Origin of the sequence: Pseudomonas sp. CC6-YY-74 (assembly GCF_002025205.1) — a bacterium.
In the GTDB taxonomy this organism is placed as follows: Bacteria; Pseudomonadota; Gammaproteobacteria; order Pseudomonadales; family Pseudomonadaceae; genus Aquipseudomonas; species Aquipseudomonas paeninsulae.
This window is the reverse complement of the sequence record NZ_CP019947.1, coordinates 2,598,259-2,623,977: the sequence shown is the minus strand read 5'-3', so window position 1 is coordinate 2,623,977 and position 25,719 is coordinate 2,598,259. Positions and strand designations below refer to the sequence as shown.

Annotated in this window: 23 protein-coding genes, 1 tRNA gene and 3 pseudogenes; 14 read left to right on the top strand and 13 right to left on the bottom strand. The window is 58.4% G+C overall.

Translation table 11 applies throughout. The features are described from left to right. Nucleotides 1-211 precede the first annotated feature (211 nt). From B2D37_RS23425 to B2D37_RS11925, 4 genes are all read left to right on the top strand, one after another. Entirely contained in the window at nt 212-514 is a 303-nt protein-coding gene (locus tag B2D37_RS23425; RefSeq protein ID WP_218190323.1) for a hypothetical protein, read from the top strand. 107 nt (nt 515-621) lie between these two features. Beyond that, nucleotides 622-870, top strand: a complete 249-nt coding sequence (locus tag B2D37_RS23420; RefSeq protein WP_218190322.1) for a hypothetical protein — start codon at nt 622-624, stop codon at nt 868-870. Between the two features lie 515 nt (nt 871-1,385). Next, nucleotides 1,386-2,729, top strand: a complete 1,344-nt coding sequence (locus B2D37_RS11930; RefSeq protein WP_079202888.1) for a short-chain fatty acid transporter — start codon at nt 1,386-1,388, stop codon at nt 2,727-2,729. Between the two features lie 547 nt (nt 2,730-3,276). Further along, nucleotides 3,277-3,624 (top strand): DOPA 4,5-dioxygenase family protein, encoded by a 348-nt coding sequence (locus B2D37_RS11925; RefSeq protein ID WP_079202887.1) that lies wholly within the window; start codon nt 3,277-3,279, stop codon nt 3,622-3,624. A gap of 211 nt (nt 3,625-3,835) precedes the next feature. On the opposite strand, the gene B2D37_RS11915 is transcribed toward B2D37_RS11925, so the two are convergent. The 5 genes and pseudogenes from B2D37_RS11915 to B2D37_RS11895 all read right to left on the bottom strand — a co-directional run. Beyond that, on the bottom strand, nt 3,836-5,542 hold the full coding sequence (locus B2D37_RS11915) for a phosphoethanolamine transferase (protein WP_256573073.1): 1,707 nt from the start codon (nt 5,540-5,542) through the stop codon (nt 3,836-3,838). Between the two features lie 215 nt (nt 5,543-5,757). Further along, the gene (locus tag B2D37_RS11910) at nt 5,758-6,516 is read right to left on the bottom strand and encodes a hypothetical protein (RefSeq protein WP_079202886.1); all 759 of its coding nucleotides are present in this window, start codon (nt 6,514-6,516) and stop codon (nt 5,758-5,760) included. Nucleotides 6,517-6,800: 284 nt separating this feature from the next. Beyond that, the gene (locus B2D37_RS11905; RefSeq protein WP_079202885.1) at nt 6,801-7,526 is read right to left on the bottom strand and encodes an LrgB family protein; all 726 of its coding nucleotides are present in this window, start codon (nt 7,524-7,526) and stop codon (nt 6,801-6,803) included. A gap of 5 nt (nt 7,527-7,531) precedes the next feature. Next, a pseudogene (locus B2D37_RS11900) lies at nt 7,532-7,888 on the bottom strand (CidA/LrgA family protein); the annotation flags it as partial. Further along, a pseudogene (locus B2D37_RS11895) lies at nt 7,885-7,995 on the bottom strand (oxidoreductase); the annotation flags it as partial. The pseudogenes B2D37_RS11900 and B2D37_RS11895, both read right to left, overlap by 4 nt. Between B2D37_RS11895 and B2D37_RS11890 the strand changes: the two are divergent. From B2D37_RS11890 to B2D37_RS11870, 6 genes and pseudogenes are all read left to right on the top strand, one after another. Next, a pseudogene (locus tag B2D37_RS11890) lies at nt 7,989-8,681 on the top strand (PLP-dependent aminotransferase family protein); the annotation flags it as partial. The pseudogenes B2D37_RS11895 and B2D37_RS11890 overlap by 7 nt on opposite strands. Nucleotides 8,682-9,309: 628 nt before the next feature. After that, nucleotides 9,310-9,693, top strand: coding sequence for a hypothetical protein (locus B2D37_RS11885; RefSeq protein ID WP_079202883.1), 384 nt, complete (start codon nt 9,310-9,312; stop codon nt 9,691-9,693). Nucleotides 9,694-9,800: 107 nt separating this feature from the next. Further along, complete coding sequence (locus tag B2D37_RS11880) at nt 9,801-10,463, top strand: DUF4145 domain-containing protein (protein WP_218190321.1); 663 nt, start codon at nt 9,801-9,803, stop codon at nt 10,461-10,463. 63 nt (nt 10,464-10,526) lie between these two features. Continuing rightward, on the top strand, nt 10,527-10,970 hold the full coding sequence (locus tag B2D37_RS11875; RefSeq protein ID WP_079202882.1) for a hypothetical protein: 444 nt from the start codon (nt 10,527-10,529) through the stop codon (nt 10,968-10,970). Between the two features lie 179 nt (nt 10,971-11,149). Beyond that, nucleotides 11,150-11,479 carry a hypothetical protein gene (locus B2D37_RS23110; protein WP_154067084.1) on the top strand — a complete coding sequence of 110 codons (330 nt, stop codon included), beginning with the start codon at nt 11,150-11,152 and terminating at the stop codon, nt 11,477-11,479. Nucleotides 11,480-12,048: 569 nt separating this feature from the next. Then, the gene (locus B2D37_RS11870) at nt 12,049-12,465 is read left to right on the top strand and encodes a GFA family protein (protein ID WP_079202881.1); all 417 of its coding nucleotides are present in this window, start codon (nt 12,049-12,051) and stop codon (nt 12,463-12,465) included. 274 nt (nt 12,466-12,739) lie between these two features. Here the strand turns inward: B2D37_RS11870 and B2D37_RS11865 are convergent, their stop codons facing one another. The 7 genes from B2D37_RS11865 to B2D37_RS11835 form a co-directional block, all read right to left on the bottom strand. Then, on the bottom strand, nt 12,740-13,366 hold the full coding sequence (locus B2D37_RS11865; RefSeq protein ID WP_079202880.1) for an SCO family protein: 627 nt from the start codon (nt 13,364-13,366) through the stop codon (nt 12,740-12,742). 20 nt (nt 13,367-13,386) lie between these two features. Beyond that, nucleotides 13,387-15,294 carry a multicopper oxidase family protein gene (locus B2D37_RS11860; protein WP_079202879.1) on the bottom strand — a complete coding sequence of 636 codons (1,908 nt, stop codon included), beginning with the start codon at nt 15,292-15,294 and terminating at the stop codon, nt 13,387-13,389. Between the two features lie 828 nt (nt 15,295-16,122). Next, nucleotides 16,123-16,196: transfer RNA gene (locus tag B2D37_RS11855), tRNA-Gly, on the bottom strand. Nucleotides 16,197-16,290: 94 nt separating this feature from the next. Beyond that, a complete protein-coding gene (locus B2D37_RS11850) occupies nt 16,291-17,175 on the bottom strand; it encodes an alpha/beta fold hydrolase (RefSeq protein WP_079202878.1) in 885 nt (294 codons plus the stop codon). A gap of 402 nt (nt 17,176-17,577) precedes the next feature. Continuing rightward, nucleotides 17,578-18,279: a pseudouridine synthase gene (locus tag B2D37_RS11845; protein ID WP_079202877.1), complete on the bottom strand. Its 702-nt coding sequence runs from the start codon at nt 18,277-18,279 to the stop codon at nt 17,578-17,580. Nucleotides 18,280-18,281: 2 nt separating this feature from the next. Next, entirely contained in the window at nt 18,282-18,494 is a 213-nt protein-coding gene (locus tag B2D37_RS11840) for a cysteine-rich CWC family protein (protein ID WP_079202876.1), read from the bottom strand. After that, nucleotides 18,491-19,963, bottom strand: coding sequence for a sensor domain-containing diguanylate cyclase (locus tag B2D37_RS11835; RefSeq protein ID WP_079202875.1), 1,473 nt, complete (start codon nt 19,961-19,963; stop codon nt 18,491-18,493). The genes B2D37_RS11840 and B2D37_RS11835 overlap by 4 nt, the downstream gene beginning before the upstream one ends. A gap of 242 nt (nt 19,964-20,205) precedes the next feature. Between B2D37_RS11835 and B2D37_RS11830 the strand changes: the two genes are divergently transcribed. From B2D37_RS11830 to lapD, 4 genes are all read left to right on the top strand, one after another. Continuing rightward, nucleotides 20,206-20,865, top strand: a complete 660-nt coding sequence (locus B2D37_RS11830) for a methyltransferase (RefSeq protein WP_079202874.1) — start codon at nt 20,206-20,208, stop codon at nt 20,863-20,865. A gap of 784 nt (nt 20,866-21,649) precedes the next feature. Beyond that, nucleotides 21,650-22,150, top strand: a complete 501-nt coding sequence (locus B2D37_RS11825; RefSeq protein ID WP_079202873.1) for a hypothetical protein — start codon at nt 21,650-21,652, stop codon at nt 22,148-22,150. 384 nt (nt 22,151-22,534) lie between these two features. Next, entirely contained in the window at nt 22,535-23,173 is a 639-nt protein-coding gene (gene lapG, locus B2D37_RS11820) for a cysteine protease LapG (RefSeq protein WP_371915453.1), read from the top strand. Nucleotides 23,174-23,195: 22 nt separating this feature from the next. After that, on the top strand, nt 23,196-25,130 hold the full coding sequence (lapD, locus tag B2D37_RS11815) for a cyclic di-GMP receptor LapD (protein WP_079202872.1): 1,935 nt from the start codon (nt 23,196-23,198) through the stop codon (nt 25,128-25,130). A 240-nt stretch (nt 25,131-25,370) separates the two neighbouring features. Here the strand turns inward: lapD and B2D37_RS11810 are convergent, their stop codons facing one another. Further along, nucleotides 25,371-25,709, bottom strand: a complete 339-nt coding sequence (locus B2D37_RS11810; protein WP_079202871.1) for a tryptophan synthase subunit beta — start codon at nt 25,707-25,709, stop codon at nt 25,371-25,373. Between the last annotated feature and the right edge of the window lie 10 nt (nt 25,710-25,719).

Here is a 25,719-nt window from a genome sequence, read left to right as displayed (position 1 = left end):
GGGACAGGGTACAGCAGCCGCCGAGCAGCCGGTCGGGGTTGTGCCGGGGTCTTCGCGCCAGTGCGCTAGCGCCGCACCGGAAGCCATGAACTCCAGCATGGGCCGACGGATGGTGGCGTGCGAGTTGAGCAGCGTCATTTGTGCTCATCTAGGCTTCAGCCTGTTAACCACACCTTGGTTTGGGGGAACCGATTTCGCAGGAGACACGCACATGCACACGATGACTCGCACACTCATCCTACCGGCGGCTCTGTTGGCCTTGGCCTGCAGTTTCGCTAGTCAGGCCGAGCAAGCCGACATGACCTTCTTCGTCACCAGCGAGGGATCGGGCCAGGGCGCCAACTTCGGCGGCCTGGATGGTGCCGACGCGCACTGCCTGAAACTCGCCGGTGTTGCCGGGGCCGGCCAGCGCACCTGGCACGCCTACCTCAGCGCCAGCGCCAGCGAAGGGGCGGCGTCGGTCAACGCTCGTGATCGCATCGGCAGCGGCCCCTGGCAAAACGCCAAGGGGTAGTCATTGCCAAGGATGTTGAGCAACTGCATGGCGACAACCAGCTGACCAAGGACACCGCCCTGGACGAGCACGGCGCGCCGATCAAGGGGCGTGGTGACACGCCGAACATGCACGACATCCTCACCGGCTCCCAGGCCGACGGCACGGCGTTCGCCGCGGGCGAGGATAATACCTGCGGCAACTGGACCAGCAATGGCGAAGGCTCCGCCCAGGTCGGCCACCATGACCGCATGGGCTTGAGCGACGATGTGGCGTCGCGCTCATGGAACTCCTCGCACCCCTCGCGCGGCTGCAGCGACGAAGGCCTGAGGGGTACCGGCGGGGCGGGGCTGCTGTACTGCTTTGCCGTGGACTGAGGCGGATTCCAGCGGGCCGGCACTAGGGTGCTGGCCTGCCTGCCATGTTGTGCTGCTGGCGGGGGCGAGCAGTGCAGCGTTGAGTCGCGTTGGATGTGCTGCGCTTGAATCGACCCAGGGCATGGGACGAAAAAAGCGGGAGGTCTGGCGCGTGTTGTCCATCCGGCCTACTCGCACGTTCGGGTAGGCGAGGCGCGGTGGAGCGTTATTGACCATGAATAGTTGGGTTAATTGGCTAGACCTTAGTCATATGGTCACGCTTGGTTGCGTCTGTTAAGTGTCGCCGGACTAGATTGATTTATTTGTATTTCAAATCAATAGCCAGAAAAAACAAACTAAAAGGATCAACCTGTCGATGCGAGACTCCGGCGCAACACCGGGTCTGCCTAGCCTGACTCCGGCCGCACGCAACGTGTTGAGCACAGCACCATGGAGGCGCTGATCGTCAGTGTTCAGGCGCGCGTTTCGTCGTCCGCCGCATGCCCATAAGCTCACAATAAGAATCGGAGTTGTTGATGTTCAATAAAGTGATAGGCCTTAGTGTGGGCCTGGTGCAACGCTACCTCCCTTCGCCCTTCGTGTTTTCAGCCATCTTGACCTTGATCGTGCTGGTGGCGGGGATGGTCTCCACTCAACAGACCTTGCCGGCCATGGTGCAGCACTGGAGTGGCGGTTTCTGGTCGCTGCTGGCGTTCGCCATGCAGATGAGCCTGATCTTCGTGACGGGCCATGCGCTGGCTAACGCCCCCATCGTCAATCGGCAATTGGATCGCCTGGCCGGCCTGGCGCGCACCCCTGGTCAGGCGGTGGTGATGGTGACCCTGGTTGCCCTGGTGGGCTGCTGGATCAACTGGGGTTTCGGCCTGGTGATCGGCGCCGTATTTGCCCGGGCCTTGGCGCGCAAGGTCGTCGGAGTCGACTACCCGCTGCTGGTGGCCTCGGCGTATTCAGGCTTTCTCATCTGGCATGGCGGCCTGTCGGGCTCGATTCCACTGTCGATGGCAACCGGTGGGGCCGATCTGGCCCGCATTACTGCAGGGGTTCTCACCGAGCCCGTGGGGGTCATGCAAAGCCTGTTTATGCCGATCAACCTGACGATCATCGCCTTGTTGGTGATTGGTTTGCCGCTGCTCAATCGGGCCATGCACCCACGCAGCAATGCCAAAGTGGCCGACCCGGCCCTGCTGGTCGATACCAGCGACGAGCTGCCGCAGCGTGCTACTCCCGCGCAACGTCTGGATGACAGCCGCATTCTCGGTCTGGCCCTAGTGGCGATTGCCGGCGTGTATCTGTTCAACCACTTCAGCAGCAAGGGCTTTGTCCTGGGCCTGGATGTAGTCATCGCGATCTTCCTGTTCTGCGGCCTGCTGCTGCACGGAACGCCCGAACGCTACATGCGCGCCGTGGAAAAGAGTGTGCGTGGCATCGGCGGTATCGTGCTGCTGTTTCCCTTCTACGCGGGGATCATGGGCATGATGATGGGCGTCAATGCCGAGGGCATTTCGCTCGGCCGGCAGATCACCGAGCAGTTCATTGCCTGGGCATCGGCGGACACCCTGCCGGTGTTCGCCTTCCTCAGCGCCGGTGCGGTGAACGTGTTCGTGCCATCGGGTGGCGGCCAATGGGCCGTACAAGGACCGATCATGCTGCCGGCTGCTCAGGCGCTGGGCGTGTCGCCCTCGGTGACGGCCATGGCGATTGCCTGGGGTGATGCCTGGACCAACATGATCCAACCCTTCTGGGCACTGCCCCTGCTCGGTATCGTCGGCCTCGGCGCCCGCGACATCATGGGTTACTGCCTGATCACGCTGCTGTATTCCGGCATAGTGATCTCGGGGGTCTTTTACCTGATGGCCTAAGCGCCGGCGGGTTTTGTCCTGAGTACTGAAAAGCCCCGGATGTAAGTCCGCAATGCTGTTCACTTAAGCCTAGTGAGCAGCATTTTTCGTAGCCCGGATGAAATCCGGGGAAGTGTCGGCCCCGTAGGAGCGGCCCATGGCCGCGACAGCTTCGCGGGCGTGGCCCACTCCTACGATGGGCATCAATCGTCAGCGCCCGTACAGACAACAGCCCCGCACCTGCGCGGGGTCTGACTTACGACAAGCACCTTGAGAAGGTCACTTAAGTGAACAGCATTGCGGATTTAAGTCCGGGGCTTTTCTTTGTGCAGGTTTTGCTGTGGCTGTCTGGCGCAACCTCAATGCAGGGGGGCGCTTGCTCGACCTGCTTGGTGAGCCACTGGCCGGACGCGATGTTCGACCTGCGAGCGCCTTGAGTTCAGCCCGCAGAGGGGTGTCTTGTCGCTGGATCGACAGGGCGGAAACCTGGATTACCCTGGAGCGCAGCAGAGAAGCCCGACAGCCTGCTAGGCTGGCGGTTCGTGATGCGACCCGGCGAGACTCGACCATGACCAAGCGCCCCAGCAATAGCTACTCCCAGTACCATGCCCACGTTTACTTCGATGAACAGTCGCTGCCGTTGGCCACCTCGATATGTGAGCAGGCTGGCGAGCTGTTCGCAGTCAAGGTCGGGCGTATTCATCAACGATTGGTCGGCCCGCATCCGCGCTGGAGCTGCCAGCTGTCGTTCGACCCTGTGCAGTTCGATCGACTGCTGCCTTGGCTGGAGGCCAACCGTCAGGGTTTGTCCGTCCTGGTGCATGGTGTGACCGGCGATGACCTGGCCGACCACAGTACCCATGCGGCGTGGCTGGGCGAAGAGCTGCCGCTGAACCTGGCCATGTTCAAGACTTGAGTTAACCCGGTTCGCGGGACACTGCACTGGCCGCCAGTCGAGATGCTATAGCGCGCACCCATGCAGCCGCGTTAATCAATGGCGGCGCCTGTGAAGGCCCACCCGGCCTGCGACCCGACTATCACGCAGATTACTATGGCGGCTACTTTCGCGACCCCGATGGCAACAAACTCGGTGTGTGTTGCCATGAGCCCGCGCAAGCGTAGCGCGATTAATTCACGCCTTTGGTCAGCACGCCACTGTCCATCGACGCGGTGTTCAGCGGCAGGCATTGGCGGAACAGGTCACGCTCGGGCTGGTACGCCGAGGTACGCACATCCATCAGGCCGAGGATCGAGTGGAACAGGTTGTCGTGCGAATAAGCGACGTCCTGATGCTTGGTCAGGCAGCTGGCTTGAATGCCCGAGCGTTGTTCCAGCCCAGCCGATAACCAGACAATCATCGGCACATGGGTTTGCTCGCTCGGCGCCATGGCGTAAGGCAAGCCATGCAAGTAGAGACCATTCTCGCCCAGCGACTCACCGTGATCGGACATATAGAGCATGGCCGTGTCGAAACGCGCGGCGTTGCCCTTGAGCAATTCGATGGTTTGCGCCAGCACATGGTCGGTGTAGGTCAGGGAGTTGTCGTAGGCATTGACGATGCTTTCGGCCGAGCAGCGGTCGAGCTGGTTGTCCTGGCACACCGGGGTGAATTTCTCGAACGCCGCCGGGTAGCGCTTGAAGTACGCCGGGCCGTGACTGCCCTTCATGTGCAGCACCACCACGGCATCGTGATCGAGCCTGTCCAGGTAGGTTTGCAGGCCGCTGAGCAACACCTCGTCGTGGCACTCATTGCCCTCACACAGGTCGGGAATCTGCAGGTGCGACACGTCGTCGGTCGGCACGCGGTCGCACGCCCCCTTGCAACCGGAGTTGTTATCACGCCACAACACCGCGACCCCGGCGCGCTGCAACACATCCATCAGGCCCTCGCGGTTCTTGGCCATCGAGTCCTTATAGTTGTCGTGGCCGACATCGAGGAACATGCAGGGCACCGATATCGCGGTGGCGGTGCCGCAGGAGCTGGCATTGCGGAAGCTGATGACAGCCTGCTTGGCCAGCTCCGGGTTGGTCGGGCGGGCGTAACCATTGAGCGAGAAATTCACCGCCCGCGCGGTTTCCCCGACGACCAGGATCGTCAGCTTGGGCTTGACGGCAGCGCCCACCTGTTTGATCTGGTGAGCATCGGCGCCGACCACCTGTAGCTTGGTCGGGGTCGCGAGCTGACGTTTGCTATAGCCATGTACCGCCGCCGCCACGTTGGACGGGGTCAGCAGCAGACGCAGCTCATGGTGATTGCGCAGCAGCGAGGCGTACGACTGATAGTTGCTCATCGCGATGCCGCCCAGGCAGGCCAAGGCCAGCACCATGCTCGCCAACTTGAAGCCCAGCTCACGCGCCCAAGGTCGGGTGAGCAGGCGTACCCGGCTGACGACCAGTGCGGGTACTAGGCCAAGAACCAACACCCAGCCGAGCATGCCCCAGCTGAACAGGTCCATCGCCTCGGCACTGTCGGTCTGCAGCACATTGGTCAGCATGTTGTAGTCGATGACGATGCCGTAGCTGCTCATGAAGAAACTGGCAGCCGCCGACACCAGCAGCAGCACGCCGAGGATGGCCTTGGTCAACCGCCCCCAGGTCAGCAGGCTGAGCAACAGGTACAGCCACAGCCAAACCAGCACGGGCAAGGTGATCAGGAACAGGCTGTTGTCATTGCTCCAGCCGCCAACGCCGTGCCAGACATCCCGCCAGAAGGGGATGTTCATGGTCAGCATCAGCCACAGCGCCACGGCCATGATCAGCACGTTGCGGCTGATGGCGAAGGTCCACGTGGCAGAGCCTGCGGGTTTTTCGGTTGACTGAGGATTTTTGCGCACAACGGCCTCTATGCGTAGGTCGAGAGAATGTTGGGCAGCCTAAGGAGCGCGATGTGAAAGGCCTGTCGGGGCTATGTGAAGAATTCGTTGGCCAATTGCAGAGCCGCAGGCTCATACGCAAAACGCCGCCCTAGAGGGCGGCGTTCGATCGAGCGCAATGCGGCTGGAGCGGCCAGCAACTCAAATAGCGAGTCGCTCGGCCCTCACCTCTGGCGTCAGGCCGAGATGGGCGCGGCGATAGGGTTTGCATTGCGGTTTTGACTGCGCATGGCGAAGACCACCAGCGCCAGCAGAACCGCCGCGAGAATCGCCGAGGAACCGACTGTGCCAAAGTCCAGGCCGCCCTGGTCTTGGGTTTTGGTGAGGAAGTCGCCCAGGGTCGCGCCGAACGGGCGAGTCAGCACGAAGGCGACCCAGAACAGCGCCACCGCGGAAATCCGCGTGTAGTACCGGGCCAGCGCGACCAAGGTGATCAAGCCGCCGATCAACAAGGCGCCACCGGCAAAGCCCAGGCCCGAATCATCGGCCAGGTAATCACCCAACGCGGTGCCCAGGGTGTTGGAGAACAGAATCGCCATCCAATAGAACAGCTCGCCGCGCAGCCCCTGAATGTTGTCCACCGACAGCGACTTCTCGCTCATCCACCACACCGCGAAGGTGGTAATCAGAATGCCGATGAGGATGGCCGAACCGGTGGCATAACCGAGGCCCAGGGTGCGGTCCATGAAATCCGACATGGTGGTGCCCGCCGTGCTGGTGGCGAGAATCACCGTCCAATACAACGCCGGTTTGTAGCTACGCGCCTTCAGTTGGGCAAACAGGCTGAGCAGAAACAGGCTGATGAGGATCAGCGAGCTCATGGCGTAACCCACATTCAGGGTCATCGACAGCAGGTCGCCGGCGGTTTCCCCCAGCGTGGTCGCGCAGATTTTCATCACCCAGAAGGCCAGGGTGATTTGAGGCAATTTGTTCATCCGAGAGTCCCCAACCGCAAGATAGAAGTGGAGCAGGCGCATTCGTCGCAACCTGCCGCGCACGCGGCAAGGGAGAGGTCGATGGCTGATCCAGCAAGCAGAACGCTGCCGGCGCGAGCAAGGTAGGTGAGCCCAGGTGAAAAATCGGTGAAGAATTCATCAAGCCGTCGTCACGCCTGCGGCCCTGCGCGCAAGCGAACTAGCCGCGCGGTTATTTGCATTAGGCGGCCATTGCGGTTTAGAGCGCTGAGCGACTGCTACGCGAGCGTGACCAGACGGTGTTTTCAGTGCCGGAACAGCCAACTCATGGCCAATGGCAGCAAGACCGCCGTGAGTACACCGAGCAGACTCATCGCCAGGGCCGCAAAAGCACCGGATTCCTCGCCTTCCTCCAATGCCCGAGCCGTGCCAATGGCGTGAGCGTTGATCCCATAGCTCAGTCCGCGGGCAGCCGGATGGACGACCCTGGCCCAACGCAACAGCAGCGGACCAAGAGCCGTACCTATCACGCCCGTGAGCATCACAAATACCGCGGCCAGGGGCACGATGCCGTCCAGTTGTTCGGTCACCAGCATGGCGATGGGCATGGTCACCGACTTGGTCGACAGGGTCATCAGCACCGGCACGCGCGCGCCGAGACCATAGGCGATCAGCACGGTCAGCAGAACCGTTAGCGCACCGCCGATCAGGACCGTCAGCAGGATCGGCAAGAGCAGCAGGCGAATGCGTTTCAGGTTGTGGTACAGCGGCACCGCCAAGGCCACAGTCGCAGGGCCGAGCAGCAAAGCGATGGGCGCGGCGCCCTGGCGGTAGGTGGGGTAATCCAGGCCGCTGGCGAACAACGTCGCTACCACCAACAGCATGGCGACCATCACCGGTTGCAACAGCAACCAGCCGCTGCGCCGATACAGCCAGAGGGCGAACTGGAAGGCCACCAGGGTCAGACCCAAGGCAAACAACGGATGGATGACCAGGGCGCGCCACAGCGTTTGCAGTTCCAGCAGATTGATCTAGGTTCTGCCGCCTTACGCTCAATGCGCCTGGTCAAGTGCTGCATCAGCCAGCCGCAGAAGGGGATGGTCACCAGCAATGACAGCACCAGGGCCGTAGCGATGGCCAGGCCGTCTTCGCGCAAGGCATCGCCCGCCAGCATGATGCCGGCGGCTGGAACCACCAGTAGCAGCGGCAGGTAGTTGAGCAAGCCACTGGCCGCCTGATGCAGCGGCTCATCCACCTTGCCGCGCACCAGCAAATAACCGAACAACAACAGCATGCCGATCACTGCGCCCGGCAGCATGGGCAGCCACACGGCGCTCAGCAGGTTGCCAACCAGCTGCAACGCCAGAAGCCAAGTCAGTCCTTTAAGCATCAAAGGGGCTCACCTGCGCTACGGCGGCGGAACAACGGTCGCGGCTCGATGGCCGAGCGGCCGTAGAGCACGCTCATGCCCGCCAGGCCCTTGAGGGCGTCCTCTGCCGATCAAGGCCTGCTGGTTTATGAGCAGCTTGCAGAACCCCCTGGGTGCGAGCATGAACGAGGCGAAGAAACGCGGCCTCTATGAACTGCTGCAACGCCATCAAATACCGCTGATCGAGGACGACGTCTACGCCGAGTTGTACTTCGGCCTGCGGCCGCCCAAGCCGGTGAAGAGCTTCGATCGCGATGGCCTGGTGATGCACTGCGGTTCGTTCTCCAAGTGCCTGGCTCCGGGCTATCGGGTCGGCTGGGTGGCGGGCGGGCGCTATGCCGAGCAGATCAGTCGGCTCAAGTTGATGACCACCATCTCGCCCTCGGTACCGGCCCAGGCAGCGCTGGCCGACTATCTGCAGCACGGCGGCTACGACCGTCACCTGCGCAAGCTGCGCCATGCCCTGGAAACCCAGCAGGCCTCGATGCTCGCCTCAGCCGCAAGACATTTCCCGGCCAGCACGCGGGTGACCCGGCCCAGCGGCGGCTACTTTCTCTGGTTCGAGTTCCCCGCACAGGTCGACTCGCTGCAGTTGTTCCAGCTCGCCCTGGCCCAGGGCATCAGCCTGGCCCCCGGGCCGATCTTCTCGGCCACCCGGCGTTTCGGCAACTGCGCGCGCTTGAACTATGGCCACCCCTGGAGCGCCCAGAGCGAACAGGCGATGGCCGTGCTCGGGCGCATCATCGATTCCTTCTGAACCGCGACAAGAGTCTGTTTTCGCTCAGCGGCAATAACTCGTCCCCTTCGCTCCAGCAGGAAGACAGGTGTCTCATGCAATACCTGGCTGGACCCAGCCTTTGCAGTCACGCAAATAGCCATAACCGAGAGAGATTAAACGGGAACGTTCAGATGCAAGAAAACCCGCTCAAAGGCCGGTTTTCAGGGGCTTTCACTGCATGCGTGGGCATGTGGAAATAGAGGACTGGAGCGGGCGAAGGCAATCGAACCCTGTACCAGCCTCGGTAATCAATGACCTACGTTGGCCAAAGCTGGCTGTTTGGCGGTGTCTGCTTTCTTGGTTCTGGACAGTGCCGGCCTTCCCGAGTCAGTGATTTCGACACATTTTCGACACGTACGGTCTTGCGATGTACCCTCCTCGAATCGCTGTATGGCACATTGATATTTCGGTATGGTGCTACTGATAACGTAAAATGTGGAAGCCAAGCGAAAACGTATAGCTCGCCATTGCGACCTGCTAAGCACCTGATTTTATTGAGCACCCTGCTTTGTTCGTATGCAAGGAGTGCGGAGTTATACGGAACTTTCTACTATTGGAATAGTGTGGAATTCCATCTAATCACTATTATAGGAATTAGTTTAATTTTATGTACAACGCAATCAAGAAATTCGCTCCAATACTTTTCATCAGCACAGTTGTTGTAGCTGTTTTAAATTATTTCTCGTACCAAGCCATTATTCAAATAACCCAGGCACAAACCGATACCATCCCAGCGAAGCTAATTTTAGAAATCATTACTAACATTGCAATTCATATAATTGCTCTTGCAGTGGTGCCATTAACTCTATCTGCAACAAACAGAAAGCTCGCCAGCTACGTGGCGCTAGTAATTCTTGGCGCGATCTATACAACATTTATGACCGGAATGAATGCGGCAGGCCCAGCAGTAGCTATTGTTGCCTTCTGTTACTTGGCTTATTACGGCTACACAAAGGCTCAAGGCATATTCCATTATTATCGAACTAAGTAATTACCGCGGTGAATTCCTATAACAAGGCGCTCAAGCCGCTCGTTTCACTCGCTGGGACCGGCAAAGCCGGCCCCTTAGCTTAATCGTTAGGCACACAAGGAGATAAAGTGAATAACAAACTATCGAAACGTTTCCAAGAACTAGAAGAAGAAATGGGGCGTGTAGGCGAAACCAAGCATGTAACGCACAGCGAAATGTTTGGAAAGTCTGAACATGTAGATGCTGAAGCGCTGCTTGAGTGGCGAGTCAAAGTTAAAAACCTAATTGTCAAAGTTTGCGGCAAGGAGTCAGAACACTATGAAGCTTTCAAAGAGAAAGAAAAAGACCAAGCCTTTACTGGCAGTCTTTCAAAGTACAGAGAGCTAAAAGCAGTTTTTAAGGCAACAAAAGACGATTTTGATGGTGGTTATTTGGCTTCGTACAAGTCCATTGTCCAAGCGGAAGTCTTCGATACAGAATTAGAGCAAGCGTATGAACTCCTAAGTAGTGGGTATTATGTCGCCGCAGCAGTGATATGTGGTGTAGTTTTAGAAACGGCACTCCGAGAGCTTTGCGATCAGTCAGGCATTGCGTATGGCAAATTGGATAAAATGAACGCCGATTTAGCAAAGGCAGGCATATACAACAAAATTGTACAGAAACAAATAACAGCTCATGCAGGTTTAAGAAATAGTGCCGCACACGGTAATCAGTCAGAATTTTCTAAACAGGATGTCGAGCAGATGCTTCCTGCTGTAGAGCAGTTTCTATCAGTACATCTTGCGAGCTAGGCCTAACAAGTGCATCTTGCCGAATTTGTGTAGACATGATCGAACCCAGTACAAGGAGTACACATGAGCGACCAAGAACTCCTCAAGAGTTTCAAGGATAAATTCAAAGAGTTTCGAACCATTGAAGCGAGCTTAGTTTTTGGGCGGTACAAAGATGACTCATGCACAAAGGCATTTTCTCTTCTTCGTGACATGGAGCTTTCCTATGCAATCGGAGCATATTACGCATGCTTAGTAATTGCCTGCACATCAATTGAAGCATGTTTAAGTCACGAATTTGGAGACAAGGGCACCCTAGGAAGCAAGCTTGAGAAAGCAGGCTACACTACTGAGGCTAATTGGCTTCGTGAAGTTAGAAATTCTATTGTTCATAAAAATGACAGCAGTATTGTGCAGCACCACTTTAGCGAAGAACACGAACAGGAACTCAAAGAGTTATGCCGCAAAGCCTTTGTGCTAGTACATACGATCTACTATGAACCAGTCAAAAATACCGAGCCTGCCTAATCACTGTTAGTAATGAAAAGGGGACAGATTTATTTAATCGCTACAAACACAGCCAAACAAATAAATCTGTCCCCTTTTCCCTGTTCGTTTCACTCACTGAGACGGGCTAAAATCCGTCCCTTAACCAAACGTCAGTCGCCAAATAAAGGCAACGTTCTATCTAAGCACTGGAGGAAACCATGAAAGACGAAACGCGCCTAGCGAACCTCAGACTCTTGGTGCACGAACACTGCTCCCGAGCGGCTGTAGCTAAGGAAATTGGCATTACACCCGCCGAAATAGTGCGCTACTTTGATAACAAACATCTTTCAGTGCCAGACCAGATAGCAAGAAAAATTGAAAATGTATTTGAAAAACCGAAAGGTTGGATGGATAGAGAAAATTACGATCTAAAACTTAACGAAAGTGAGTGGGAGTTACTTAAAAAATTTCGAGAAACAAGCGATCAAAATAAAAAAATAGTAATCGCCGTACTAAATGCCATCCAAACAACCGAATCCAGCAGTTAACAATGCGCTCAAATCGCTCATTTTATTCGCTGGGACTGGCTAAAGCCAGTCCCTTAGTTTAATCGTTAGGATGCCATATTGAACCGCGTCATATTAGCTATAGAAATTATTATATTTTGTACTCCTGCGGCGGCGCTCCTTTATTTAGGAGTTCTTTTTTTGCCAGCTTCTTTATTGTTTCTATCCGCCCCCACCTCATACAGTGGCGATCTTCCATTAATGCCAATAATGATAATTAGTGGGGTATGGGGTTCTATCTCATTGACTAATTTGGCATGGAATACGTTTAGCCGTACGCGTAAGTGGCCCGGGCGGCCGATTCAGTGGTTTGGAATTGCGCTGGGGATTATTTCCTGCATCATCGGGCTTTCCACCTTTTCAACTTCGGAAGGTATGGCTCTCATCTTTGTAGGTCCAATTATTACCACTGCGCATCTTTTGTACTTATCAAGAAATCGGAGTGTGTCATCCTAACTAGTGGTTCAAGTCGTCCGCTTCGCTCACTCGGGACGGGCTGAAGTCCGCCCCTTAGCCAACCGTTATATGTTTATCATTAAGGTGTCATCAAAATGTCTCATTCAGAAGCAAACTGCCTTTGTGGTGCTGTAAGAATTATCGCAGAGGAAATTAATCCTAAATTCACAGTGTGCCATTGCCAATCATGTAGAACGTGGGGCGGCGCACCATTTTTTGCTGTTAAGTGCGGTACGAGAGTTAAAGTTGAAGGGGGTGATAAAGTTAAAATGTATGAATCCTCGTCTTGGGCATCTCGTGGATTTTGTACAGAGTGTGGGACTCATTTGTTTTATAAGTTCAAAGAAAGCGGCGAATATAATATGCCAGTAGGCCTGTTTCCAAATTTGAAAGGACTAGAGATGGATATGCAGTACTTTAGTGACATGCGACCTAGTTATTACTGCTTTGCAAATGAAACAAAAGAAATGACAACCGCTGAGATAATGGCTTATTTCGCACCTGAAATGTAACCGCTCATATAATTTGAAAAAGGGGGCATCCATTAGCCGGTGCTGAGCATGATGCTGCGTTATGCGCACCGCGCACCTGAGCATTTGCATGATGCGATCAGGTTAGGGCCGCTGGCGGGCTTTGCTTTCCCATGACCGACAGTTACCGCTCCGTTGCGGCTAGCCGCAGAAGCCGGTGAACAAGTAAAGGTTGTCTAGCCTACAAAGACCTCAAGTCGGCGTAGGGTGGAAAACGTCGATACGTTTTCCACCCATGGGCATCCAGGCTACCTCGCTACGCCGCACTCACGCGGGTTCGGTCCACATGATTGATCACGCGCCAGATCTGTCGGGGCGTGGCCAGGACGGCCGACATTGTCCAGCGCTGGTCCGCGTCGCTGCCGATGCGCACCATGCCGGTGTGTTCGCTGTCGTTGGCGTCGACCAGCGGGTCGGGGTCGTAGAAGCCAAGGGCGTAGCGCAATTGCTCGATATCGGCGGGATCGCCGGTGAGGAACTGCCAGCCAGGTCCAATGCCATGCAGCTCGGCGTATGCCTTGAGAACCTCCGGGGTATCCAGCAGTGGCTGCAGGCTGATCGAGTACATAAATACGTCGCGACCCACACGGTCGCCCAACAGCTTCTGGACCTTCCTGAGGTTGGCCGTGGCGGTCGGGCAGATGCCGGCACAGCTGACATACATCATGTTGATGGTGACGACCTTGCCACGCACCAGGTCGTCGTAGAACCTGACCGCCTTGCCTTCGTGGGTGTACAGCGGCGTATTGGGAATGCGTTGGTCGCGGGTCGTGCCGGCGTCCGTCGGTTGCGGCTGGGCCAGGATGCTCTGCCAAGCGTGCAGGCCCAGCGCGACGGTACCCAGGGTGCCCATGCCGAACATTAGTTCTCTGCGTGTGTTCATGTGATATCCACCTTTGCTGATCAAGTGGGTGTATCTACGATATTCAAGCGCACCATCATCTCGTGGTCTTCGTGGATCACGTTGTGACAGTGCATGACGTACTTGCCGGTGAAGTCGCGAAAGCGCACGAGCACCTGGATGGTCATGCTGCCCTCGAGCGTAAAGACGTCTTTACGCCCTAGCTCGTGAGGCGGTATGGGCAGCTGTACACCCTCCACGCTCTTGCTGAGCGTGCGGCCCTCCTCCAGATGAATGTGGATGGGATGGTCCCAGCCACCCTTGCCCGAGAACTCCCAGACTTCGACCGCACCCAGCGCAATCCTGTTGCTCTTGTCGTCATCGGCATCGAACAGTTTGCCGTTGATCGTCCACATGCCGTTCTTGCGATCAAACTCCCAGCGGCGTTTCTTTAGCCGGGCGAGCGCCTTCTCCGTCGGTAGCTCGCGTATTGCGCGCAGCTGATTGGGTACCTGGCTGAGGTCTTGTTTATCTGGATAACGATCGACAATGATCTTCAGCACGCGACTGCCTGGCCCTCGAACATCCTTGGCCTTGCGGGTACTTTCCTGGCGCAGGCGGTTGACCAGGTAGAGCTCGGTGCCGATCGGATACCGGGCAAAGTCCACCACTATGTCGGCGCGCTCGGCCACCGTGAGGCGCACCTTGGTCTGGTCGCGCAGCGTCTCGGTGAGCAAATTGCCGTCGTTGGCGATGTAGTCGAAGCGCTGTTCCTTGCCCTTGGCATCTACTAAATAGAACTCGTAGAAACGGCTGGGACCGGTGTTGAGCAGGCGCAGACGGTACTTGCGCGCATCCACCGGCAACACCGGCTCGATCTTGCCATTGACCGTGACCTTGTCGCCCAGCACGCCTTCCGGATTGAACTCGTTCCAGAACAGCATGCCGTTGGCGTCGAAGCGCTTGTCGCCAAAGGCCAGTGGGTAGTCATAGGCGCCGCTGGGTAGGCGCAAGGCTCTAGGGTTTGAGTCGAGTTCGTTGCCCGAGTCGAACTCGTCGAATAGCAGGTAAAACCCCGCCAGCCCGAGGTAGGTGTTCGGCGCGGTGAAATCCTTGGTGTGGTCGTGAAGCCACAGCGTACCCAAGCCCTCGCGATAGTCGCCGATTGGCTGACCATTGGCGGCATAGCCGGTGAACGGGCTGGGATTGTCCAGGCTCTCCAAGTAACCCGCGTAGAGGTTGTGATAGAGGTGATCCTTGAATTCACCGCGCGTGATCTGCGAAGCCTCGTGCAGTTCTTCGGCGCTATAGAAGTCGCCCGGGAAGCCATCGCAGCCGGAGGACGCGTGCAGATTGTGCAGATGGGTGGATATCTCCGGGCTGCCAAACCTCGGACGGGCGAAGCCCTGTTCGACCAGTTTTTCCGTCGACTCGGCCAGTTGGCTGTGGAAGCGGCAAATCACCGGTCGACCGTAGCGTGCGAGGAGGGTGGTGGGGAACGTCGGTTTCGGCTCCGCTGACTTATCGGTGCCTTGATACGTCCAGATAATCTGCTTGGTCTTGGGGTAGTCGTGATGGAATTGCCAAGGAAGCGCTTGGGCATTGATGTCATACAGGTCCGCTCCGCCCAGCCGGTCTAGGATCTCGAAATGCTGGTGGGAAGGACGCCCGGCTTCGCGTTGCTGCGGGTCTGCATGTTGGCTCTTGGGCGCCTCTTCGGAGAGTGGAAACAGATCGTCCACTGGGTTCAGCGCGACTATCTTCCTCGGCAGTACATCCCGCCACGGCGTGGTGGGTGGGCTGGGGGGATAGACAAGGTCACCTAAGGACAGCTCTTGCGCGTCATTGTCACGTCCCTTCTTGGCTGCACTGTCACGCCCACTCAGCAGCAGCGGCGCCGCCATTGCCGTGGTGGATAATTTGAGGAAGGTGCGGCGTGTTCCGTCCTCGGGTAAACCTTGGGGCGGCATGGGTTTTCCGCCACTCGCTGGAATGGATTTTTCCCCGCTAGCGGCGGGCAGTTTGCTTTTCCATATGTGCATGGCGGCTGTTCTCCTCGTTGCGTGGTTGTTGAAAACTCATCAATAGAGGTTGCGCACATCCATCGCTCACCGCCGCTCAACACCCTTGCGGCGCAGAAGCTTGAATGAAAGCTAACTAGGTAAATGCCACCTGCTGAGCGCACCTGAATGGCTTGCGCTTGCTCAGTGGTCAAGGATCGGCGGATACGCCTGCGATGACCGCGCCAGGGGGTGGCGCTGCTGGTCAGAGGTATGGCGGGCCATTCATATGGGGCCAGGCATGCTCATGCGGGGGAAGCACGAGTCCTGTGCGGCGGAGCGTTGCACTGCTCACAATGAGACTCCCGGCGATTGACGCTCCCCCCCCCTGAGCCGCATTCCTCGCCTACGATTGAACACACGACAACCGGACTTATTTCCTTTTTTTAATCGGACTAAAGTCTGCTTGGACACCTAAGGCTTAGGGTCTTCTACCGCTGTTGTCAATGTGCCATCAGCACTATTTAGCAGTCCGTCCTGAGCGTCGCTATCGTCGTCAATCCCCGTGAAATTGGGCCTCATCAGGGGCAAAAATTTACCTAACGGAAACGCAAATTTTGCGCAGCGACATCTGCGAAAGGGGAGGCGATTGATTTTTTCCACTCTAAACGTCCGCAACTGGCCGAAAGTTGTCCGCCACAGTTGCCAGCTCCGTGGCTGGTTTCGACACTTATTCGACAGTAGCAAATCGCAGAAACGAAAAAGCCCTATCAAAATAGGGCTCTAACTTGTTGAAGCTGGAGCGGGCGAAGGGAATCGAACCCTCGTTATCAGCTTGGGAAGCTGGAGTAATGCCATTATACGACGCCCGCTTGGGGGAGCCTTTATACCGGAAGTCGCGGCCGAAATGAAGTCCGCATCGAGTGCTTTTTACTGCGGCTCGATGCGGATGGGCCTGGGTGTGGCTCATACGGCCAGCGCATGCTGCATGTCTACTGGCGCACGGTAGCCGGTTTGGCGCAGCGGTTGGCTTTGCAGGAAGCCCAGCAGTACGTCGCTGCTTTGCTGCCACGCGGCCTTGTGTTCCATGTCGAGGAAGTGCCCGGCATTGTCGATGATGGCGAATTTGCAATCATTGAGGTGCTCGGCGAATACGCGCACGTCTTCGGCGGAGGTGTATTCGTCGTGCTCGCCATTGACGAACAGCACGGGAATCTCGATGCCCGCCAGGCATTCCATCTCGCAGTGGGTTTCCAAGTGCACGACCTGGTCGATATGGGCGTGCATCTGGCGGTATTCGTGATCGTCCAGGCTGCTGATGTGGCGATGGTTGAAGCGCTTGAACAGCGACGGCAGGTGCTTGCCGATGGTGTTGTTGACCAGGTGGCCAAGACCTACGCCATCCACGGCCTGCAGAGTGGTCATGCCTTTTTGCAGGTAGTCGAGCATCGGCGCATTGATCAGCGGCGAGAACGAAGCGATCACTGCTTTTTCGATGCGCGGCGGACGCTGCGCTAGGGCCAGCATGGCGGCGACGCCACCCCAGGAGAACGACTGCAGGTAGTCGGCTTTGAAGTGCTCGATTAACTCCAGCAGGATGCGCGCTTCATCTTCCTTGGTCAGCGACTGGTTGTGGCTGTTGTGCGGTTTCGATTTCCCGGAGTAAGGCTGATCGTAGAGCACCACATTGAATTGGGTGTTGAGGTATTTGACCGTCTGCGCGAATGCGGCAGTGGTCGACAGCGAGCCGTTGACCAGGATGATGGTCTTACGGGCGCTGGGGCTGGAGTAAAACTCGGTGTGAACCTTGTAAGTTCCGTGTATGTCGACGACAGCGATGGTTGGCTGCATGTTGTTTCTCCAGGCGCAAGTAGTACGTGGCAAGCGGCGGGGCAGGGCCGATTACCGGGCAAGTAGGACAGATAGCAAAGCGCCTGGACATGACAAGCGAATGTCAGGCTGGAGGATTTTTTATAAGAATTATTTTTCAATCGGTCAGGGCTGAAATAGAGCATCCGCACCAGCCTTAGCACAGGGCTGGAGAGATGTCGTGTTACCAGGCAGGAACCCTTTCGCGCAGAGCGCAAGTAACCAAAAGATCGCTTAGATGGCTTTGTGTGACTGTGTGGTCACATCAAGACCTTATGGGTGGATTTAAGCAGTGGCCCCTGATGCTGGCAAGGGTTTATTTGGGTAGCGCACTACCGTTTATCGGTTAGCTTGCTAAGGGTGTGACTAATGGAGAAATTGGCGTCAGTTGCTGCTGAAACTGGCGATTTCTTCGGCCGTCAGGGCGCGGTACTGACTGGGGCAGAGTCGTTCATCAAGCTGGAGCGTGCCCATGCTGAGACGGTGCAAAGCGACGACCTTGTTCTGGAAGTGGCCGAACATGCGCTTGACCTGATGGTAGCGACCTTCGTAGAGGGTCAGGCGTGCCTGGCGCGGAGCGAGGATCTGCAATTCGGCGGGCTGGGTGAGCAGATCCTCGAAGCGAAAGTACAGGCCGCGGGCGAAGACCTCGATGCAGGCCGGGTCGATCGGGTCTTCGGTATCGACCAGATAGACCTTGGGTTGTTTGCCTGTCGGCGTGGTTACCCGGCGCGACCATTGGCCGTCGTTGGTGAGCAGCAGCAGGCCACTGGTGTTGAGGTCGAGGCGCCCGGCCAGGTGCAGCTCATGCTTGTCCGGCTCATCGAGCAGATCGAGCACGGTGCGGTGCTCCGGATGTTCGGTGGCGCTGACCACGCCAAGCGGTTTGTGCAGCATGAAGTAGCGTGCCGCTTTGCCGGCCTGCAGCACCTGATCATCCAGTTCGACGCGACTGAAGACGCGCACTTCGTCGCGGCTGTCGCGCCTGACCTGGCCATCCACGCGCACGCGGCCACTGGCGAGCAGGTGGCGCACGTCCTGGCGGTTGAAACTCGGCAGGTTGCTGAGAAAGCGGTCGAGGCGCATGGCTAGTCGGCGGCTGGCGGCGTTGTACTCGGCAGCAACCCCTGGGCGCAGCGGGGGCACAGGCAGGCGCGGTTGCGCTGCTCGGGCGGCAGGCTGTCGAGCGCCGCGGGGTCGATACCTGCGCTGAAACACCAGCAGTCGCTCACGGGCGTGGCGGACTCGGCTTGGGCGCACTGGTTGCGCTGGCCACAGCGCGGACAGTGGGTGGTATTCATGTGCTGGCTTCGCAGGTGCGGTTACGCCCGGATTGTTTGGCGCGGTACAAGGCGCGGTCGGCACGGGCGAGCAGTTCGCTCAATGAGTCATCCGCATGCAGTTCGGCCAGGCCAATACTGGTGGTGATGTGCAGGCTGGCACCTTTGTAGCTAAAGCTGCTTTGCTCGGTCTGCTGGCGGATTTTCTCGGCCAGCAGGCGCGCCTGCTCGAGCGAGGTGTCCTTGAGCAGGAGGATGAATTCTTCACCGCCCCAGCGGCAGATGATGTCGGACTGGCGCAGGTTGTCGCGCAACTTGTTGGCGAATCCGCGCAGCACTTCGTCACCGGCCAGATGGCCGTGGCTGTCGTTGAGATCCTTGAAGTTATCGAGGTCGAGCAACAGGGCGCAGAGAGAGTTGGGGTTGCGCCGCGCCTCCTGGATCGCCTGGTTGGCCAGCAGGTCGAAGCCGCGGCGATTGAGCAACTGGGTGAGTTGGTCGGTGGTGGCCAGGGCGGCGATGCGTGCCTGATAGCGGCGCAGGGCAATGTTGACCAGGGTCAGGACGATGACGGTGACCACCAGGCAGATCAGCAGGTTGAGGTACAGCGATTGGCGAATGCCGGCCAGCGCACCGGTTTCGCGCTTGTCGACGAACAGGTACCAGTCCAGCTCGGGAATGAAGCGCACGTTGAGGAAGTGGCCGCGGCCGTGTTCCTGATACTCGAAGTTGCCGGTTTGCGGCTGTGGCAGTTTTGCCTGGAGTTCTTCCAGTCCCGCCACGTCACTGAGCGCTTGGCCGACCGTTGCGCCCATTGGCCCACCTGTAGCGCCGGTGAGCACGATGCGGCCGTCGGTGTCGACGAAGTACACGCTGCGCTCGTAGCGCGCCTGGTAATCATCGATCAGCTTGATCACCGCATCCACGGTCAGGCCGACGCCGGTGGCGCCGATAAAGCGCTGGTCGTAGTCGAACACCTTGTAGTTGATGAAGACGGTCAGGCGATCCTGGTTGGCCATGTCGACATCGACATTGATTTCGTAGGGCTCCTGCATGTCGCGCACACGGAAGTACCAACTGTCACGCGGCTTCTGCGGTTCGACGCGCTTGAGTACGCCCTTGGCCTGGTAGTAGGTGCGGGTCTTGTCGGAGACGAAGAAGCTGGTGACGGCGCCGTAATGCTCCTGCACCTCGCGCAGGTAGCGGGTCATCTGGGCGACGTCCTGCTCGCCGCTCATCACCCAGTCGCGGACGAAGGTGTCGCGGGCCATCATCGAGGAGATCAGCACCGGCGTGATCAGGTCCTTCTGGATCTCGGAGTAGACGTTGTCCGAGGTCAGCGGCAGTTCGGTGTTGACGATGTTGTCGCGGATCGAGTCGAGCGCGGCGTAGTAGCTGACCAGGGAGGTGGCGAGGAAGCCGCAGCCGAGCAATACCAGTAGCAGTAGGACCAGGGGACGTTGACTGATTGTCGAGGGCATGGACGGCATGCAAGGTTCTGCTCACGAAATAATGGCGCCATGCTAGCGTGCAATTGGCGTGGCGTCATCGACTGGCGCTGCTTTGGCGGCATGTGAGCATGCCCCGCCGATCATCCGGGCTTGCCGGCATGGCGAGTAAAGGACTACCGTGCGCGCTTGGTGACTTGCAGTGTGCAATCGCGCTGCGTCTTGCTGATCTGTTCTGACTTCAACACATCCGTGCGTCGTTCTTTTCAGCACCCGAGCCGCCCATGCCTGGTTACCGTATCAAATACTCCACCCTCAGCATCGGTGCTGAGGATTTTCACCTGTGTTCCCTGCGCGATAAACAGCAGTTCGCCGACCCTGACGGCCTGGCCGAGCAGGCGGGGATCTCGTCGGCGACCTGGCCGTTGTTCGGCCAGATTTGGCCGGCCGGTCAAGTGTTGGCGCAGACCTTGAGTGGTATGGCCGTGCAGGGCCTGCGCATCCTCGAATTGGGCTGCGGCCTGGGGCTGACCAGCTTGGTGCTGCAACGCCTGGGCGCGGATATCACCGCCAGCGACTACCATCCGCTGGCCGGCGAGTTTCTCCTGCGTAACTCCGTGCTCAATGAGTTGCCGCCGGTCACCTATCACAACTGCGACTGGGCCGAGCATTACCTGGGCCTGGGTCTGTTCGACCTGATCATCGGCAGCGACCTGCTTTATGAACCCGTGCACCCAGCCCAGCTCGCCGACTTTATCGCCCGTCACGGCGCGCGCTGCTGCCGGGTGGTGATCGTCGATCCCGGTCGTGGCAATGGCGCGCGCTTCAGTCGGTTGATGCTGGGGCATGGCTATCAGCAGATGGCCGACACGGTGAACCTGCTGGATGACCCGGAGGCGCCTTTCAAGGGGCGTATTCTCCAATATCAGCGACTACTGGCTTAGCCGTCTGCCAGCTGCACCTTGCCCAGATCCAGTGGCGCCGGGATGCCGGTGAAGAAGGTCGCCAGCTCTCGGACCAGTTACTCGCTAAGCGAGCCGGAATCCTAGTCGGCTATTGCACATTGTGGTGCTGCGATCCCGCCAACACGGGCTATTCCTGCGCAGCTTGAGTACGGCGAACATCGTGCCAGATGCTCGCAATGCGCTAACGCCGGGCTCAATGCTTTGCTTGCGCTATTTGTCGCGCCAGCGTGGTGCGCTATGAACGCGCTGCGCTCCCTTGTGGGCGCTAACGTGTCTGCTCTGTCCAGTTTAAAACGCCCTGGCGAGCGTCAATGATGAATTATGGCTCCCTGAGCATTGTCCTATAGGATGGAGTCGATCGAGCCCACAGTGAAGCCGTTGGCTACTTGCTGAAAATCAACGGCAAACAGTTGCACCAGTAGAGTGGGTTGTTCTGGTCCCCGGGCGTGTTTAAGCAGTAGCGGCAGCCAACTTTGCCTGCCGTGGCAACCTAGGATGGTAATGACTTATGAAAGCACTAATGGGATTAGTACTGGCTGGTATGTTGATGGTCACTTTGCCTGCCTGTAGCCTGCGGCTGCCGGGTATAGGCGTCGATATTGGCGATGGCGGCGGCGGTTCGTCACATTGCCCTCCTGGTCAGGCCAAGAAGGGCCGCTGCTAATCTGGCACTTTCCTCGCAAAATCGTTGTCCAACTTCATGAGAGTACCCCGAAGGCCAGCAGTCGCTGGCTTTCTTCTTCTTGTGCTCATGGAGGTCTCCATGCCCTATAAATTCATGCTTATTGCGCTGTTGGGGCTGTTTTTAACCGGTTGCGCGGTCTACGGCGACGGTTATGACCATCGCTCCTCAGGATATGACCGCCCCTATTATTCGGGTGGCGATTATCGGGTGCAGCGTTACCCGGTATATGTCGCGCCGCGGCATTACGGGTACGAAGACCGTCGCCACGTCCAGCGTCGTTATGACGCCCCCCGGCATGACCAGCGCCGCTATCTACCGGCACCGCAGCAACGTCATTTCAACAACGACCGTCGCGCCGAACGGCGCCATGACGGACGCCATGACGGGCGCCGCGACCAGCGTCATGCGGGCCGTCACGATCAGCGCGGCCAAGACTACCGCGCGGCGCAACAGCGCCAGGGTTGGAACGGCAAGCGGCTGGATCAGCATGATCGGCAACAACGTTCGTCGAACCGGAAACAGCGTGATCACGGCTCGCGCAGCGAGAATCGGCGCGAGAGGGAAGGTCACCGCAACTAGCTGAGACCCGTTGCGGCGCACGCCAGCAGTCATGCTGGGCGTGCGTCGGGCAGGTTCTGGGCGCGGCATGCTGGTTGAGCTTGCCTTAGCTGCGCCCGCAGAACTGATTTCGTCCATCCAGCCTTTCTTTCGATAGCCATGGCGGCGCCAGCCCTGGCTCTCTGTCTGTCTCGCCACATCCTTAACTGACCGTTACGTTGCGTGCATCAGCTGCGTCGGCGACGGCTCCAGAACACCTCTCCTATGCGTTTCCCACCATGATGGCAGTTGGCAATTGTGTTTTGCCTGCGTCGCCCGCAACATGGCGCAGGCCTGACGTGTGGAATCCTCAGTTTGCAGACCGGTCGTATCGAAGTTGTGCGCGCGTATCGTCGCTGGCCATGGGTGGCGGCCTGGCTGCTGGCCGTGTTGCTAATTTCCGGTGCGTTACAGGCCGACTGGGATTTCAACCTGATCAGCAAGCGTGCCGAGCAATTGTATGGGCCGCTTGGACAGGGCCGTGGCCGCATCGATGATTGGCAGCGACTGCTGCAGGAGCAGGCAGACGTCGGCGAAATGGCACAGCTGCAAGCGGTGAACCGCTTCTTCAACCTGCGCCTGCGCTTTCGCGATGATATCCAGATATGGAAGGTCAATGATTACTGGGCCACTCCAGTCGAGGCGCTGTTTCAGGGGGCCGCCGACTGCGAGGATTATGCCCTCGCCAAGTACTTCAGCCTGCGCCAGCTAGGTGTGCCGAGTGAGAAGCTGCGCATCACCTACGTCAAGGCGGTGCGTTTGAATCAGGCGCACATGGTGCTCACCTATTACGAACATCCTCTGGCCATGCCGCTGGTGCTGGATAACCTGATCGATGCTATCGAACCGGCCAGTCAGCGCCGCGACCTGGTGCCTGTCTATGCCTTCAACGCCGAGGGGCTGTGGCTGCCCGGCGCTGGCGGCGGCAAGCAAGTAGGAGACAGCAAGCGCCTTTCGCGCTGGCAGGATCTATTGAAAAAAATGCGGGCCGAAGGCTTCCCTTGAGAGCGACCCGAAGGAGTGGTTGATGTCACTGTTCAAGCAGTTGTTTATTGCCATCTGCGTGCTGATGCTGGTGAACTTCACCGGTAGCTTTCTGGTTAGCGTGGAGAGTTCGCGCGAGCAGCAGGCCAACCAATTACGGGCGCATGCCCAGGATGCGGCGACCGCTTTGGGTCTGTCGTTGAGCCCGCATATCAACGATATGGCGATGATCGAGCTGATGGTCAGCTCAATTTTCGACAGCGGTTACTTCGAGAGCATCAGGGTGCTCGACTCGGAGAGTGGGCAGGTGATGGTCGAGCGCACGGGTGTGCCGGTCACCGCCGAGGCGCCGCAGTGGTTCGCCGATCTGGTCGACTTGGCGCCGGCCAGTGGCGATGCCATCGTCAGCGACGGCTGGCGCCAGGCCGCGCGGGTCGAGGTCACCAGCCATCCGCTGTTCGCTGTTGGCAAACTGTGGCAAAGCGCTCTCGGTGTGCTGCTCTGGTTGGCAGTCAGTGGCGTGGTCTGCATCGGTTTGGGTGTACTGCTGCTCAAGCGCCAGTTGCGGCCGCTGGACTACATGGTCGAGCAGTCCAATGCCATCGCCCGGCGTGAGTTTCTCAGCCTGCAAGAGTTGCCCAAGACTCCCGAGTTCCGTCGGGTGGTCAATGCCATGAACCAGATGGTCGAGAAGCTCAAGGCGCTATTCGCCGAGGAAGCTGCGCGCAGTGAGAGATTGCGTGCCGAGGCCTATCAGGACAGCCTCACCGGGCTGGCCAATCGGCGTTACTTCGATCTGCAGTTGCAGGCGCGCGTGGGTGTCGATGAGCACGCGGGTAGCGGCTTCATGCTGCTGCTGCGGGTCAATGATCTGACCGGACTCAACCAGCGTCTGGGCGGCCAGCGTACCGACCAGTTGCTCAAGGCTATCGCCGTGCAGTTGCAGCAAATCAGCCAAGGCCACTACTTGTTGGCGCGCAACCGTGGCGGCGAATTTGCCGTGTTGGCTGCCGGCCTCGATCGCAGTGAAGCGGAGCAGTTGGCAGAGAGCCTGGACGGCGCCCTTGCCAGCCTGCAGCAGACCGGCGCCAGCGATTGTTTGCCGGTCGCGCATATCGGTATGACGGCTTTCGCGCCGGGCGATCAGCTCGCGGCTATTTATGCCGCGCTGGATGCGGCGCTGGCCCAGGCCAGCAGTCAGAGCCTGCAGAACTGGGCCTGCAGTGAGCACGACGCACAGCGGCCTGCCGCCGATGAACGGCAGAGCTGGCATAGCTTGTTGGATCAGGCGCTCAATCAGGGGCGTTTCCAACTTTATGTGCAGCCGGTGGTGAGTGCGGCTGATCCGGCGCAGGTGTTGCACCTCAAGGTGCTGGCGCGCTTGCTCGATGAGCAGAACAACCCGGTACCGGCGGGGCGCTTTCTGCCCTGGCTGGAGCGTTTCGGCTGGGCCACCCGTCTCGACCTGGCCATGCTCGACTGGGTATTGGCGCAGCTGCAGACCCATAGCAGTTGTGTTGCGTTGAGCCTCTCCGGTAGCACCATTCGTGATCCGCAGGCACTGCAGCAACTCTATGAGCGGCTGCGCCAACATGCGCATCTGGGCGCACGCCTGACCCTGGAACTGGACGAAGATCAGTTGCCCGATGCCGCGGCTCTGGAGGCGCTGACCGTGCGTCTACGTAGCCTCGGCTTCAGCCTGGGGCTGCAGCACTTCGGCGGACGCTTCAGCATGATCGGCAACCTGGCCAAACTCGGTCTCAGCTACCTCAAGGTGGATGGCAGCTATATCCGCGCCATCGACGCCGAGAACGACAAGCGCCTGTTCATCGAGGCCATGCAGCGCGCAGCCCACAGCATCGATCTGCCACTGATTGCCGAGCGGGTCGAAACCGACGGTGAGTGGCAGGCATTGCGTGACCTGGGGATCGAGGGCGTGCAGGGCCGCTTGTTTGGCGAGCCGGGTCGCTGGGTTTGAGGTGATTCTCGTCAGGGATTGCCCACAAGAGCTTGGTCTGCAGCACTTGTCGATGAGGCGGTCCGGTCATGGGCATGGCCCACCAGCAACGGCGTACTCGCGAAGCAGTACGCCGTTGCTGGTGGAAATACTGGACGGTACGTTGCGCTCATGAGCGGCTGGCGTTCTGGTTCAGCCTACGAACTGATGATGGAACCTGTGGCAGTGGCTTTAGCCGCGAAGCCTTGCTGTCACTGCCTCTCAGATCAATCCGGACTCATCGTCATTGATCAGCCGATTCAACCCGCCAAGGGCATCCCGTGCCTTGCTGCGGCCGACCAGTTTGCTTTGCGCCGCTTCGGGCAGATCGGTGATGCGTACAACCCCTTTCTGGATCAGCACGGTGATCAAATCTTCCAGTACCCGGATCATGTCCAGGTCGCTCTGCTTGAGCTGGAGTAGGCTGCTTTCCACCGTCTGATTGGCAAACCAGGCCAGCGCCTCCTGATCATCAGCAGCAAGCTCACCATCCATGCCTGCGAACGGTGATGCCTCGACCCGTTGCAGGTTGCCCCAGGTATCGCGTTTCACATACAACATCGATCACTCC